This is a genomic window from Weizmannia sp. FSL W8-0676 (genome assembly GCF_038593015.1).
In the GTDB taxonomy this organism is placed as follows: domain Bacteria; phylum Bacillota; class Bacilli; order Bacillales; family Bacillaceae_C; genus Weizmannia; species Weizmannia coagulans.
Genome location: NZ_CP151954.1, coordinates 1168707 through 1183132 on the forward strand (window position 1 = coordinate 1168707; position 14426 = coordinate 1183132).

At 39.5% G+C, this 14426-nt stretch carries 14 protein-coding genes and 2 pseudogenes; 10 read left to right on the forward strand and 6 right to left on the reverse strand.

The window, feature by feature from the left end; genetic code table 11:
• Window positions 1-52 precede the first annotated feature (52 nt).
• Window positions 53-1381 (forward strand): radical SAM protein, encoded by a 1329-nt coding sequence (locus NST20_RS05630; RefSeq protein WP_342400241.1) that lies wholly within the window; start codon window positions 53-55, stop codon window positions 1379-1381.
• Between the two features lie 422 nt (window positions 1382-1803).
• Here NST20_RS05630 and NST20_RS05635 read toward each other — a convergent pair.
• Window positions 1804-1917 (reverse strand): annotated as a pseudogene (locus NST20_RS05635) (CoA transferase); the annotation flags it as partial.
• Window positions 1918-2020: 103 nt separating this feature from the next.
• Window positions 2021-2473 (reverse strand): Lrp/AsnC family transcriptional regulator, encoded by a 453-nt coding sequence (locus NST20_RS05640; RefSeq protein ID WP_026684344.1) that lies wholly within the window; start codon window positions 2471-2473, stop codon window positions 2021-2023.
• Window positions 2474-2805: 332 nt separating this feature from the next.
• On the opposite strand from NST20_RS05640, the gene NST20_RS05645 reads away from it, so the two are divergent.
• Together NST20_RS05645 and NST20_RS05650 are read left to right on the forward strand one after the other, a co-directional pair.
• Window positions 2806-3870, forward strand: a complete 1065-nt coding sequence (locus NST20_RS05645) for a YqcI/YcgG family protein (RefSeq protein ID WP_342400242.1) — start codon at window positions 2806-2808, stop codon at window positions 3868-3870.
• A complete protein-coding gene (locus NST20_RS05650) occupies window positions 3867-4370 on the forward strand; it encodes a hypothetical protein (protein ID WP_342400243.1) in 504 nt (167 codons plus the stop codon). The genes NST20_RS05645 and NST20_RS05650 overlap by 4 nt, the downstream gene beginning before the upstream one ends.
• A gap of 210 nt (window positions 4371-4580) precedes the next feature.
• Here NST20_RS05650 and NST20_RS05655 read toward each other — a convergent pair whose 3' ends face one another.
• A complete protein-coding gene (locus tag NST20_RS05655; protein WP_342399540.1) occupies window positions 4581-6035 on the reverse strand; it encodes a transposase in 1455 nt (484 codons plus the stop codon).
• A 351-nt stretch (window positions 6036-6386) separates the two neighbouring features.
• Here NST20_RS05655 and NST20_RS05660 point away from each other — a divergent pair, with 351 nt between their 5' ends.
• The 4 genes from NST20_RS05660 (at window position 6387) to NST20_RS05675 (ending at window position 9039) form a co-directional block, all read left to right on the forward strand.
• Window positions 6387-7196 carry an ATP-grasp domain-containing protein gene (locus NST20_RS05660; RefSeq protein WP_342400409.1) on the forward strand — a complete coding sequence of 270 codons (810 nt, stop codon included), beginning with the start codon at window positions 6387-6389 and terminating at the stop codon, window positions 7194-7196.
• The gene (locus NST20_RS05665) at window positions 7186-8409 is read left to right on the forward strand and encodes an MFS transporter (RefSeq protein ID WP_237342293.1); all 1224 of its coding nucleotides are present in this window, start codon (window positions 7186-7188) and stop codon (window positions 8407-8409) included. The genes NST20_RS05660 and NST20_RS05665 overlap by 11 nt, the downstream gene beginning before the upstream one ends.
• Before the next feature lie 42 nt (window positions 8410-8451).
• Window positions 8452-8634, forward strand: coding sequence for an aspartate/glutamate racemase family protein (locus tag NST20_RS05670; RefSeq protein WP_207368482.1), 183 nt, complete (start codon window positions 8452-8454; stop codon window positions 8632-8634).
• 192 nt (window positions 8635-8826) lie between these two features.
• Entirely contained in the window at window positions 8827-9039 is a 213-nt protein-coding gene (locus NST20_RS05675; RefSeq protein WP_340702524.1) for a hypothetical protein, read from the forward strand.
• Between the two features lie 242 nt (window positions 9040-9281).
• Here NST20_RS05675 and NST20_RS05680 read toward each other — a convergent pair whose 3' ends face one another.
• Together NST20_RS05680 and NST20_RS05685 are read right to left on the reverse strand one after the other, a co-directional pair.
• Entirely contained in the window at window positions 9282-9728 is a 447-nt protein-coding gene (locus tag NST20_RS05680; RefSeq protein ID WP_342400244.1) for a hypothetical protein, read from the reverse strand.
• Window positions 9729-9929: 201 nt separating this feature from the next.
• Entirely contained in the window at window positions 9930-11234 is a 1305-nt protein-coding gene (locus NST20_RS05685; RefSeq protein WP_342399525.1) for an IS1380 family transposase, read from the reverse strand.
• Window positions 11235-11568: 334 nt separating this feature from the next.
• On the opposite strand from NST20_RS05685, the pseudogene NST20_RS05690 reads away from it, so the two are divergent.
• The 3 genes and pseudogenes from NST20_RS05690 to queE form a co-directional block, all read left to right on the forward strand.
• Window positions 11569-11858, forward strand: a pseudogene (locus NST20_RS05690) (IS5/IS1182 family transposase); the annotation flags it as partial.
• 257 nt (window positions 11859-12115) lie between these two features.
• Entirely contained in the window at window positions 12116-12607 is a 492-nt protein-coding gene (gene queD / locus NST20_RS05695) for a 6-carboxytetrahydropterin synthase QueD (RefSeq protein WP_340702526.1), read from the forward strand.
• Window positions 12597-13322, forward strand: coding sequence for a 7-carboxy-7-deazaguanine synthase QueE (gene queE / locus NST20_RS05700; RefSeq protein ID WP_342400245.1), 726 nt, complete (start codon window positions 12597-12599; stop codon window positions 13320-13322). Before queD ends, queE begins: the two co-directional genes overlap by 11 nt.
• A 44-nt stretch (window positions 13323-13366) precedes the next feature.
• Here the strand turns inward: queE and NST20_RS05705 are convergent, their stop codons facing one another.
• Window positions 13367-14341 (reverse strand): bile acid:sodium symporter family protein, encoded by a 975-nt coding sequence (locus NST20_RS05705; RefSeq protein WP_342400246.1) that lies wholly within the window; start codon window positions 14339-14341, stop codon window positions 13367-13369.
• Between the last annotated feature and the right edge of the window lie 85 nt (window positions 14342-14426).

Here is a 14426-nt window from a genome sequence, read left to right on the forward strand (position 1 = left end):
ACATTATGTTCCATCAAGATTTAACGTATTATCCCGTACGGATGATCATGGTATGATTTTATACAATAGTTATACAGGAGCTATTATCAGTTTTTCAGAAGACGAAAAGCCCGAAGTCATGGCTTGTCTGAAAAGGGCCGGGATTACGGAATTGGATTCGGATGTTAAAAAGTCTTTATATGATCATGGTTTTATCGTTCCCGGCCATGTGGATCAAAAACGGAGGGCATTGTTCCTGCATGAATCCATGCACCGAACAGATATGATGCACCTGATTCTGTTGGTAACGGAAGCCTGCAATTTCCGTTGTACATACTGTTATGAAAAATTTGAGCGCGGGAAAATGAAACCCGGGATTGTTAATGGCGTAAAAGCACTCGTAAAAGACAGGGCCGGCACATTGTCAAACTTGCATGTCAGCTGGTTCGGCGGTGAACCGCTGTTGCAAATGCCTTTAATTGAGGACTTGTCCCATACGTTTTTATCCATTGCGCAGGAAAACCAGATTCAGTATTCTGCCGATGTTGTCACGAATGGCTATTTTTTAACAAAAGAAGCATTTGAAAAATTGCTTTCCTGGAATGTCCGGCAGTTCATGGTGACCATTGACGGTGTTGGTGAAATGCATGACCGGACCCGGCATCTGGCTGGCGGCGGCGGTACTTTTGATCAAATTATCGAAAACCTGAGGGCGGTAAAAGAATGTAGTGCGGATTTTGATTTCACGATCCGCGTGAATTTCGACCAGGAAAATATAAAGGAAGTCAGCAATCTGATTGCCTGCTTAAAAGCTTACTTTGCACATGATAAGCGCTTTGGCCTCTTTTTCCATCCGGTGGGCAGATGGGGAGGGGAACATGATGATGAACTTCCGATTTGCAACCACATTATTTCCAATCAAAAGATTTGGGAATTTACCGAAGAAGCTGTCGATGGAGGGCTTGGCATGAGTTCCCTTATATCAGGATCCATGATGCCAACTGCTTCCGTCTGCTATGCAGCCAAACCAAATTCATTTGTGATCGGTGCTGACGGACAATTATATAAATGTACGACCTGCCTTGATGAGGAGATCAATAAAGTGGGCAAACTTCATGAAGATGGCAGCTTAGCAATTGATTTTGACAAACTTGCCACATGGGTAACATCAGGAGAAGAAACCGACTCCGGCTGCCAGTCATGCTTTTTCCGGCCGGCATGCCAGGGAAACCACTGCCCGTACTACCGGATGTTAACCGGAGAAAAACCTTGTCCATACGAAAAGAAAAATATTAGAAAAGTATTATCTCTGATTTGGAAGGATAGTTTACAAGAAACATCATACAGTGTTCCGGCAAGTTCCGTCTCATCTGAAGCGGTGAAAGGTGGTGAGAAAGAATGAAAGTGATTCGTCCTGCAAAATCTCCTGTTGAAAATACTGCATCCGGCAGAATTATGAAATCCATACCGGGAAACTTAAAATAAGTTAGTTCCCGACCTCAATGGGTGCATTATCTGTATCATATTGATGCAGTAAATGTGTCCAATGTAAAAAAGAAACCTGTTACAGCAGAATCTATGTCTGACAGGTTTCTTTTTTTATAGTTTCAACAGGAAGAAAATGAGTTTAAACACATAAGAGTGGATAGTGGGGTTTTGAGAGGGGGTATGCATGAAAGCCTACAGCGCGAATGATTTAATAATTTTTGTCCCACTCACCGATGTAAGGCATTTCTCAATAATTCTTGTTTTTCTGTCAGGTCAAAATTCATGGGCTCAGCCTCCTAAATCATTTGTTTTATGTTCACTCGAATCAGTTAATTTATCCCCGGTGATGCTCATCAGCCTGTACATCGCTTGGATGATAAAGTCATAGCCAGGCAAATCTTTGTACGGACCTGTTTTCCCAAACCCTGTGATTGAACAGTAAATGATTCTGGTTTACAGCCAAAGGCCCAGGAGAATGGGGAAAGATGCTCGGCGATCGCACTCACGACAGCAATATTGGGCCGTCTCCTGCATTGACGTGAGATTTTTCCCTTCAGCCTTTATTGCCAGCATTTAAAAAATCTCCGTTAGTTTCAAGTTCGGAAAGCACAATATGCGTAACTGTTCCAGCATAAGTTGTTACTGCATTAATAAACTCCTCTGCATCAGACAAATGTTTTAATCGCAGTTTTACTATGTAACAAGCACTTCCTGCAATTCGATAGCAGAATTCTGCCGTAGGATAATCAGAGATGAACTCTTTAAATTTTTTGTAATCCCCATACCTTAAAGTTACTTCTACAAAACATTCAATTTCATATCCTAATTTCTTATAATCTAATTCAATAGTATAATTTTTAATAATACCGAAAGATTCTAATTTCTTTACTCGCTCAGCTACAGACGGTGCAGAAAGGTGAATACGTTTTGAGATTTCTCGCATAGACAGTCTAGAATCGTTCTTTAGTATATTTAATATTTCTCTATCAGTATCATCAATTTTCAAATGGAAAGAACCTCCTATCCGTTTTGTGCTAAATGTTAACTATCCTATGTAAATAGCTTAGTACATTTAATATTTCTTTGTCAATTCCATCAATTTTCAAATGAAAAGAATCCCCTATTAACTTTATGCTAAATGCTAACTATCATTTGTAAAGAGGTTACAGATGAAATACCAAAGTTTAGATGTTTTATTTATAATTATATATAGAGAAACACGATATGTTAATTAATTTAATATGATATATTAACATAGTATTTTTTAGGATTCTAAAGATGTTTCTTCAAAGTCTAATAACGTTATTAGCATAAAAAACTTTAACTGGAGGGGTAGATATGTTTGAAAAAAGCGAAATTATGGAATTAAGCGAAAAAGATTGGAGGAGAAAGGTCTTTTATGATTTTTCCAGGGACCTGACAAGTAAGGATCCTAAGTTCCCGTGTGTATTTGGAGCGAGTGGATTTCAAAGAAACGAATTAAAGTTTGATTTCTTTCCGGATGTTGATACTGAATCAATCAAACTTTTAGGTGGTTCTTTATTAAATTATCTAAGAATAGCAAAGAAATTAGGAAATTATACGTCATTCGTATCGTTCTTTAACATTGATACGGATAAAAGTATTGAAGAATACGAAGCGATATTTTGGAATATACTAAATACTCTACATAAAATTGATCCACAACATTGGCCAGATAATATTCCCCAAAATACAAATGATGCACATTGGGAATTTTCATTTGGTGGGGAACCAATTTTTGTTGTATGCAATACTCCGGCACACTCATTAAGAAAAAGCCGCCATGCTGGTACTTTTATGATTACTTTTCAACCAAGATGGGTTTTTGACAAGATGGGTTTATTAACTCCAAAAGGAGAGAAGTATAAGAAAATTGTAAGAGAACTTATAAGTAAGTATGATAGCATACCTGAATATCCATGCTTAGGAACATATGGAAATAAAAACAACAAAGAATGGTTGCAATATTTTATTCCGGAAAGCAATGATGTTCAAAATATTGATAAATGCCCATTCCATCATTTACAAAAAGAGGAGAGAGTAACATTGGAACAAGTAAAATATTTAAAAGGAAATAAAGTTGATTTAGAAGCTGCTGTATTCGAACTCCTACCTGAAACTGGCTCAGTAGAGGTACAAAGAGACACTCCTTATAGAGAGCACAAGACACATACTCATCCAACAAATGAAACTTTATTAATCATAAAGGGAGATATAATCTTCCGTGTAGGTGAAAAAGAGCTACATTGTGAGCCAAGAGACAGAATACTCTTACCTGCTAATACGAAACATTCCTCAATTGCAGGTTCAAATGGTTGCTTATATATTATTGCATTAGAGTACGTTACTCCAAACAATGAGAAAGTAGGAATTGAAGCATGAACGGACGAAAAATAGGTTTGATTATGCGTAAGGGATATAAGATCCAAGAAGATCACATTGAAACATTAGGACGTTTGGTAGAAGAAATTCACATATGGACTTCTATTCACAATGCTTTAGATGACCCCAGATTTCAATATGTGCATCTCATCGAAGAAGAGGATCAAGAAGTTTTATTAGAAGAAATATATAAAGTTGCAAAACAATATGGTGTAAGCAAATTTGTCACATTTCAAGAAACGGATATTGTTCTTACTGCACAACTCAATGAACGTTTTGGAAATCAATTTATCCCTGCTGATGCCGCTAAAATCTGCAGAGACAAATCAAAGCAAAGGGCATTCATGTCAAAGTACAATCTACCAACACCGTATTATTATAAAGTGGATACCTTAGAGGATGCTATATTAGTATCAAAAAAAATTAAATTTCCATTTATATTAAAGCCTACTTTGGCAGCATCTAGTTCAAACGTTTCTTTAGAGCCTCTGCCAAAATAAAAAATATACCCTTGAGCGAGGCTCTGGAAAATTAATTATCTCGTTTTTTGCCTTTTCTTCCAGATTTTTAAATTTAATAAAAATAAAATGGCTATTTTTCTCCAAAAAAGGGCATACGTATCCTGCCTTCACAAAATGGGTTTTTTTCACTACCCTTTGTGGAAAGGAGACGCTGCATTTGACTTATTCACATATCCACCTGTGAATAACTTAATTCAGTCGATGGCGTGTCCATCCACAATTGGCCTTTCCTGTCTGATGATACGCCATATTTGCCATGATATGCATAGATATCATGCAACGATCCACATGCGCTTCAACTGCCTGTTTTCCACGCTTGTGAACACGACGGAGACTATATCCGTCTTTTAGAATGCCAAAGATTCGTTCGATGATCGTTCTGGCACTATATAACACTTTAAATTTCCGCCCATGTTGGGGCAACTCGACGTCTACTTGAGGCGCTTGATCAAAGTCCAGCCGAAATACTCTTCCTTGTGCTGCCCCATTACAACATTCCACGTGATTCGACAGCGGGCAGGTGAGTCCTTCTTGCCTAGCATTTGGATGAAATACAGGACAAGTGTAAATATATTGCCCCTTTTCCCGATCAGATCCTCTAAGGTCCATTTTATGTTCACTGATACAGATGGGGGTGCCGTACCGATTGATTTTTTCAATTCCCCGGGCGGAAGTTGGTTTATCTTTACGGTTCCGTGGGTTGATGGGTGCCACCAATTTCGCCTGTAATACGTCCTTTGTCACTTTTTGATTTTCCGGCGTTTGGTAGATTCCATCTGCCAAGATAAAGTCCAACTGCTCAGCCATCTCGGGGTGCTCCGCCTTAAACGTCTCCAATGTCGTTTCTAATGTTTTCCCATCAGGTGTATTTCCTTTGAATACTTCCCGCGTCAAAGGCAAGCCGGATTTCACCCCGCATACCATTGATAATTTATGCGCAATATAGGAAACTGCATTACTTTTACGCATTACCCCTACATTGTCGTCCGTAAGGACTTTGGGGCAATCGCAATCACCCTCACAAGAACACGTCTTCCTTGTTTTATTCAAGGTTGCTTCTGCCTCTATATGCGATGTATCCACGGCGGCTGCTTCCTCATTCGTTTCAACCACGCCTTCCCCTTTATTATATTCAACAACCAATAGCCGGGCTTTTTCCCAAAGACCATTTGTTGTCATGATTTGATCAAAACGAGCAAAGGAACGGTAGCTCGGAATTTTCTCCGTAAATCCACACATGGTGGCAAATAGCGGGTTTGATTTCACTTGCAAATAGACACTCTCCACCATCACTTCAATATACTGTAAAGAGGCCAGTTCAAAAGCACGAAAAAAGGGCATGAAAGGATGCGGTTTTCTCCCTGCGGGAGAGGGACGAAATAATGAAGACGCAGACTTGTCTTCTTCCTCCGTTATTGAAAATAGTGCCGGTTGTATTTCATTAGAAGGATCATGTGCTCTTTCATTTTTTAGGTGCAAATATAAAAGGGTGTAGTATTCTCGTTCAATCGGCTTAAAAATCTCCCATGGGAAACACATGGCTGGAATGACAAATGGTATATCGGCATAGTCTTGCCAATTGTGGGGAATCAAATTTTGTTGTATTGATAAATCTCTGGTTTGTGTTAGAATAGAAGTAGTCATGAAATCACTCCTTGGATACTGGATATTGGGTAGTACTTATATCTTACCAAAGGAGTGACTTTCATGGCACTTTTTTTTCAAAAATAATTATGTTTTTCCATTTTACAATATTTACCAGGGGAATGAGTAGCCTAATCTATTAAAACTCGTCTAAAACCGACTGAAATGGAAAAATTCAGATATTGATAATAAGCGAATTTATCCACTGAAATTAAAACTCACCATTTTTTCTTTTATACTTGTCATAATATTCGTGCAAATACCTTTTTCTATAGTGGAATAAATCCACGATCTTTAATTGTCTGACTGCCTACTGCTTCAGGAGATACAGCATTTTGGCAAAGGCTCTTAATAAAAAGTGAACAACAATTAAAAGAGGCTTTTAAAGATCTAGAAAATCTTAGGCAAACTAAAAGAGGCTTTTATTATAACAAAAATTCAGAGTCACTCGCTTTAATTGAGGAATTTTTATCGGGAGATGAAGTCACAGTTGACGGAGTCGTGATAAATGGAGAATTCCATTTGGGAGGTATACACAATAAAAAGAGAATGGAAGGTCCATATTTCGAAGAAGACGAATATACACTTCCTTTTGCGGGGACCGCTGAAAGCGAAAAGGAAATTGTTACTATTCTAAAAAGGATAACAAAATTTCTGAACCTAAGGGAAACTTTATTAAATGTAGAATTGAGAAAAGACAATGAGGGTCGTTTTAAAATAGTAGAATTTAGCGTAAGAATTAGTGGGGGCCATGTATATCGGAATATCAGAGATGTATACAACATTGATTTAGTTGGATCACATATTTCAAGTATATTCGATGATAATCAAGGTATTCATCTATTCAGTAGACGCTTAAACTCTCCGAAAGCTAGTACCTGTATTAAATTTATTTATAAAAATGGGCTTGTTAAAAAGAACAATGTTGGGAAAGCTGGAGACTCTCCCTATTTTCGGGCTTATTATCCAACAGCCTCAGTCGGTCAAACCATTTCTTGTGCTCCGAATGGATTTGATATTACAGGTTTACTCTCAGTGAGATATAAGTACAGCTCTCCAGAGGATAGATTGAAAGTGATTGAAATAGCCAAAAATATGGAAAAAGAACTTGATTTAGAGGTGGTAGCTGAAAAGGAGGAAGGTGAGACATTTGTATATTAAAAATATTCCGTTTATCATTGTTTTAGCCCTTACTTTAAGTGGAGAAGGAATGCTGACCGTTACTCTTACTTGGACAATATTAGACAGAGGAGGATCTGTAACCCAACTTGGTATTATTTTAGCTCTAATGAGTATATTACCGTTTATTCTACAAAAATATTTCTCGAAATTGAGAAAGTTAATAGAGAACTCTCCACTTCTAATTTTTAGCATATGTAGGGGGATCGGTATTATTGTAGCTTTGTATAGTCTGTTTAACGCTAAACATATTGGCGTTAACAGTCTATATATATTTGCTGGCATTTTTTCCGTCATACTATTTTTATCTACTCAGAGCCTAGAAACATTCATGTCTCAATTAGTTTTAAAAGGAAAAATAACATCTAAAAAAGCATCCAATTTACTTCAAACTTCAATCCAATTTGGTGCTTTTGGAGGGAACGCTATTGCAGGGTTTTTGCTAAATATGGGTGGATTTACTTATATTCTTTGTGCATTAATTTTTTCTCTTGGCATCGGTATATTTGTTTCTTTCTTTACAAAGAGATTAGAGAACAATCAGAATGACAATGGTGAAAAACAACAATTACATATTGAGAGAACGCCAATAACTAATTTAAAAAGTAATACTCTAGTATTAACATTGACGATCGTTGCGATAGGGATACTCACTGTCCAGTTAGCCTCATTTAACTTTCTTATTCCAATTATTTATCACGATGTTCATAAGTGGGATCCCTCGGAATATGGTATGGTAAGTTCGGCAGCGGGGGTAGGAGCGTTGCTTGCCACTTTAATTGGAAAATACGAAAAGTATATTCCTACTTATATATTCTTATTACTTGCTCTTATTGACTTGTCTCTTGGTTTTGTTAACTCATGGTTTATATCTATCCTGTGTGCATTATGTCTTGGGTTTGTATTTAATCGTTCTCGAATATTTCAAAGACAAATTATGTTTGATCACATTTTTATAAAAGAAGAAACCGTCGTTTGGACTGGTCGGTCAACTCTTGTATTACAAATTACTAAAGCGGCCACTCCTTTAATTCTTGCTATTCCCCTTGAATGGATAGGAAATAATCATTCCGGCGCTTTGTTTGGGATTATGGGAATAAGCGTTGTCCTACTTTTAACAGTTGTATACTATTTTGAAAGTAAAAATGTGGAAAAAGTAAAATTAGATATAGAGTCTTTAAAAACGACGGTTTAAGGCTTACGCTAAAGAAACTGCGAAGGAAACAAACAGTCCAAAATGAGCAAGGTGGGTCTGCTTGGCACAAAGTATCCCATGGACGAAATTTTTTACACATCGAGAATAGAAGCGAATGACATTCAAATCTTGTTGCCGGATAAACTGGACCGTGCGGAAGTCAACCGAATCATTTATGAAGCGCTCTGTGTTGGTGAATTGCAGAAGACGAAAAAAGTGATTTAAAGCCCGCAAAATTAGGGGTGGAATGCATTATTTTGGGCTGTACGGAAATTGGGCTATTAGTCAAACAAGAGGACGCAGAGATTACGTTTCTTGATACAACTGTGATCCATGCATCAAGACCACAGTTGCTGCTACAATTAAGGCAACCTTTTTATTTAATTTCTGCAAAAGTTTGGTAACCGATGCAGTTGCGTGCTGCGATGGCTGTGTTTGCCCGGGCTCCACCGGTTTACCGCAACTCGGACAAAACTTGTCTACTTGCGTGCCCCAATAAAAGACCAACAAGATGAAGAATATACCGTTGTAATGAAACTGGAAGACAGTTCGCATATGTCGCTATCCTATGTAGATGAAGACGGTGAACTCGCAGATGACGTCATACATCTTGTAAAGACGGACAAGTAAACTGAACAGTTGCACAGAGGACTAAAACAATGCTCAAGAGGTTGCAAAAGCTTCTTGTGCATTGTTTTTTTAAGAAAGATTTTTTTCGCTTTCCGCTTTACCGCAGCCCAGGTTCCTACCGCCATAACAGCTACACCATTGGATGGTTGTTTGCCTGCATATATTAACTATTAACTTTCTCCGCAGCCAGTCTTTGTTCGTGCTTAAAAGGATTTCTCGTTGTATGGCATCTAATAAAATTCCTATTTTTGATTGTCTTCATTTAGATCCCTCTTATTTATTATGATGGTTAAAGTGGGCTTTTTCTTTGAAGCAACGAATGTAATGCTTTTTTCTATTTGAGCATTGTTACTTGATTTTCCAGCCAGCTTATCTTTATTCTGCAAATTCTTTCTATAATCCTTACGAGTCATATTTGTAGGCCAAACGCTTAATGTATATTTGATACCATCTTTGACCCGGATATTAAACTTATCGTCTACAATTTGGGTGGATGCTGATGGAAAGACAGCGATTTTAGAGTTTTCAAATCCATATCTATCTATACCTAACAAAAACCTATTTTGATCTGTTGCATGATTAATGATTTTTACTTTTAAAGTGAATTCAGGAAAAGAACCTTCAGTTTTTAATTGACCACTGCCAATACTACCCGTCTTTAGTTTAGAGGTAGTACATCCATTTGTCATTAGCATTATTAATCCCAAATTAAGAAAGTGCAAAACTTTACTAGATTGATGCAGGTAATTGGAATCATATGGAAAATAAATGGATAATATTATCAAAAATGGAATCACAACTGCCTATTTTTGGGTTATTAAGGCCACAGTTGCCCCCTCCCCACATTTGCGGGCGTTTCAATTTCCAGTATTCTGTTTCAGCCTTCACACTCAGTCAATCAGCCGTACACTTTGAATCATTTGCCGGAATGCCTTTTTATGGGCGTATGTTTCACAAATATTTAAAATGACACTTCGGCTGTGATAGACCAGCACGCCAGCCGCGTAGATGAATTCCCTCCGGAATCTCCTGATCGTATAAGAGCGATACGCTGGCGGACAGTGTTCTTTTTTAAAGATCTCGAATAAATTGTATGCCAGCAGTTTAATCAGCAGATCCATTTGGTTGGCGTCAAATGAATGCGTTGAAATCTTGCCCATCGAGAATCCATATTTTGACTCTTTGATGTAGTTTTCCATGCAAGCCCTTTGGTTATAGAATCTCCAAATATCAATGGGTTCCCAGTCCATGTTCGTCACAATCGCTTCATACTTCCATAAAAAATCACAAGCTTGAAGCTGACTTTCCTCATATTTGTCAGCTTTACGAATTACCGCAACTCTTCTTGGCTTCTTCCAGGAACTTGCCTGGTAATCAACGGCTTTTCCCTCTATCACGGTCAATTCGTCGTCAACATAGCGGATCCACGGTGAATCATCGTTTTCAACCCTTTTTTTAAGTCTCGAAGTCCACCTCAGTTTGCCGGTATAGCCAATCCCACCGTTTTCCCAGTAACTGTAGAAATCTTCTCCACCAAATCCTTTGTCAAAACGGGTATAACGAATAGGGTAATGGGGAGAAAGCAGCTGATAGGTCTCTTCTGCAAAACCGAGTACCCCTTGAGAAGAATGGGAATTTCCCTCCCTCAGCCTGGCGTTTAAACAAAGACGGGATTTCCCTTCAAATACAAGAAGAGGGTGATAACTTTTTCTTCCCGGCTTGTAGGGATTTACTCCGACCCCTGCTTTTTCCTGGCCCCCATAGACGGTTTCCACGGTTGAATCAAAATCCAGAATGAGCTCCTTGTCAAGCCAGGGTTCAATCAAATCCATCATGCGTTCTTTGAATTCAAGATCAGCGCCCTCCAACTTTTCAATTCTTAGCAGGTCTTTATTTAAAAGGGTATAGTGCGGGCATTTCCCGCCCATAAATGCCATGATTAAAGGATCATCCTGCAAAGTCCGGAAATGAGATAGCCGGGAACAATTGGACAGCCAGCCAATCACCAGGTATATAAAGATTTTGCTTAAAGGATATTTGGCATTGTATTTTTTCAAGCAGTCAAAATCCCGGAAGGTCTGTTCAATCTTCATTCTTTCCAGAAACTGCAAAATCGGGAGCAGCCCGCTAAAATTCGTACTCTTCTTTAAACGAAACGCATATTTGATTTTCGAGACAGAAGTGATATAATTCACCTTAAAGGTGCCCTCCTTTCTGGTTTGGTAGTTCTATACAAACCCAATTATACCAGAGATTCGGGGCACCTTTTTATTTTAAGCTTCTGCTTTACTCTCGTAATCCAGGTTAATGATATAGAGGTTAAAAATATCAAAAATGCTTTAATTGTAAATCCTCCTTCTTCGATATAAATGGTTTTACTGTGCATTAATACTATACGAAATTGAATGAATTTTATAGTTTAAAGTCCCTGCGCTCCAAGGGTTTCAGAACACAAAAAAGGAAGTACCTCCCCAAGTCTTGTTTAATGGTAATTGTCGAGAAAACCAAAAAGACAGGAGGGACTTCCCTTTGACCATTATACGACAAATAAGTTTTTTTGGCATCCAGGAATTATATGAAATGGAGCCTACCCATCGTTACGATGCCATTTTTTCAGATATAAATTTGGATAAAATCTGCCATGCCATCTCTAAGAAATCCAATCTTGGCGCCCCTGAAGAATTAAACTATGCAGCCGTGGTGATCTCTGTTTTTATTCGGAGTGTTGAACGAATCCCAACGATCAAAGACCTTGTGAAACAGCTAATGAAGATATTGCTTTTAAACTAAACTGTGGCTTTCTTCTATCAGACCATATAAAGGTTTACTTGTATGGGAACCAATTCGTAATTGCGTACAAAGCCGGAATCAGAGGGCTTTGATAAAAATATTCTTATCGTTATGACACTACGACGCCAAGTATGAAACACTGAAGTACACCCGGCAAAAAAATGCGCAGACTAGTCTATGGTTTCCGAGCTTAGAAAAAGACAAAGGTGAATTCCAAAATCTTTCTGGTTTTCCAGAATACCATTATAATAGAGAAATAAGCAATGATCAGGAGAGGATGTTAACGTTGAGTGAATATCACATTCCGGAGAAGGTCCAGATATTTGGAAAAGATATTCGGAAAGAGCAATTGAAGTATCATCATAAGAGAACAGCTGTAACAAAGGAATTTACTTTCGATGCTGCCCATCATTTACATTTGTATGAAGGAAAATGCAAAAGCCTGCACGGCCATACATACAAAGTAAAAATAACATGCAGTGCGTACTTAAATGAAATTGGTATCAGCATAGACTTTGGCGATCTGAAAAAGATATTTCAGGAAGCGGTTGAGGATAAACTGGATCACCAATATTTAAACAACGTCCTTCCGCCCATGAACACCACTGCGGAAAATATGGTAGTCTGGATGTGGGAAGAGATTGAAAACCGGCTCAACCGGCAAAAAGATTACAAAGACCGGGGAGCGAGATTGGAAGAACTGGTACTCTATGAAACACCAAAAAGTTATGCAACAATGAAACGGGAATGGATGGAGGAAGAAACAGATGGCAAGTAAAATTCCGGTGATTGAAATATTTGGCCCGACGATACAAGGGGAAGGAATGGTCATCGGAAAGAAAACCATGTTTGTCCGCACGGCCGGGTGTGACTATGCCTGTAGCTGGTGCGATTCTGCTTTTACCTGGAACGGGAAGGAAAAAGAACGGATTGTGCTGATGACGGCGGAGGAGATCTTCCAGAAGCTGAAAGAAACAGGAGGGGAAAACTTTAGCCATGTCACGATTTCGGGAGGCAATCCACTTTTGTTGAAAGGCCTTGGTGAACTGGTTGATTTGCTTAAATCCCATCAAATCCGTACAGCAGTTGAGACACAGGGATCGCGATGGCAAAATTGGCTTCCGGACGTCAATGATGTGACCATTTCGCCAAAGCCGCCGAGTTCCGGCATGCACACAGATCTTGAGACTTTGGATAGGATGATTGAACAGTTAACACTGGCGGGAAGCCATTTTTGCTTAAAAATTGTCGTTTTCGACGAGGAGGATTTTGATTACGCCAAAAAGATCCATAAACGCTATCCGCCTGTTCCCTTCTATTTACAAGTCGGCAATCCGGATGTTACTTTGCCTGACCGGGATGCATTAGCGAAAATGCTGACCGGAAGATATGAATGGCTGATCAATCTGGCCTTGCAGGCAGAAGAAATGAATGATGCTTATGTCCTTCCCCAATTGCATGCATTGGTGTGGGGGAACAAACGGGGCGTATAAGAGAAAAGGGCCGGCCTGCGCACGCAGGGCAGCCCCTCTTTTTCTCACACATGCTGGCTTGCGGCCGGGTTCGCGTCGGGTTTTACTGCCTTTTTATCTTTCATCCGGCTGTAGATGTTTGCGAGCAACGAACCAGACAAATTATGCCAGACGCTGAAAATCGCGCTCGGGACGGCGGCAAGCGGGGAAAAATGCGCGGTAGCAAGCGCTACCCCGAGCCCGGAATTCTGCATGCCGACTTCCATCGAAACCGCTTTTTGCTTGGCAAGGTCCATCCCGCACAAACGGGCGAAGAAAAAGCCGATGATAAACCCGAGCAAGTTATGCAAAATAACGACGGCAAAAACGAGTAAAGCCGTTTGTGCAATTTTTTCGGCGCTTCCGGCGACCACTCCCGCTACAATCAGCACGATCGCCACAACCGAGACAAGCGGCATCGCTTTTGCGCCGGCGCGCGCCTGTTTGCCGAAAAACCTTTTCGCGATAAATCCGAGCAAAAGCGGCACAATGATCACTTGCACAACCGAAAGGAATAAAGACCATACACTGACATGCACCCATTTGCTGGCAAACAGCAGGATTAACAGCGGTGTGACAATCGGCGCAAGAATCGTGGACACGGAGGCGATCGCAACAGCAAGCGCCACATTTCCGCGCGCGAGAAACACCATCACGTTCGAAGCCGTTCCGCTCGGGCAGCAACCGACAAGAATGACGCCGTTGGCAATATCTTTCGGCAAGTTGAGCCCGACTGCAAGCAGAAAAGCAATAAGCGGCATGATGACAAAATGGCCGATGACGCCGAGCGCCACCTCAAGTGGCTTTTTGAAAACTTCTTTAAAATCTGATAATTCAAGCGTCAGCCCCATCCCAAACATGACAATGCCCAATAACGGTACGATATAATTCCCGATCCACGCAAAATGCTGGGGCAAAAAATAAGCGATGACTGCAAAAATCAGCACCCATACGGTGAACGTTTTCCCTGCAAACGCGCTGATTTTTTCTAAAGTTGCCATGTGAAGACCTCCAAATATAAATTGTTTTCTAAAATGATAGAATATCTAACAAAATAAATCAAGGCAGCCATTTCGATATTTTGGG

Excerpts from the sequence above, each read along its gene's own strand:
- NST20_RS05630 (WP_342400241.1), top strand. The coding sequence starts at position 53 with ATGATTTTATACAATAGTTATACAGGAGCTATTATCAGTTTTTCAGAA.
- NST20_RS05645 (WP_342400242.1), top strand. The coding sequence starts at position 2,806 with ATGTTTGAAAAAAGCGAAATTATGGAATTAAGCGAAAAAGATTGGAGG.
- NST20_RS05650 (WP_342400243.1), top strand. The coding sequence starts at position 3,867 with ATGAACGGACGAAAAATAGGTTTGATTATGCGTAAGGGATATAAGATC.
- NST20_RS05655 (WP_342399540.1), bottom strand. The coding sequence starts at position 6,035 with ATGACTACTTCTATTCTAACACAAACCAGAGATTTATCAATACAACAA.
- NST20_RS05670 (WP_207368482.1), top strand. The coding sequence starts at position 8,452 with ATGAGCAAGGTGGGTCTGCTTGGCACAAAGTATCCCATGGACGAAATT.
- NST20_RS05680 (WP_342400244.1), bottom strand. The coding sequence starts at position 9,728 with ATGACAAATGGATGTACTACCTCTAAACTAAAGACGGGTAGTATTGGC.
- queE (WP_342400245.1), top strand. The coding sequence starts at position 12,597 with ATGGCAAGTAAAATTCCGGTGATTGAAATATTTGGCCCGACGATACAA.
- NST20_RS05705 (WP_342400246.1), bottom strand. The coding sequence starts at position 14,341 with ATGGCAACTTTAGAAAAAATCAGCGCGTTTGCAGGGAAAACGTTCACC.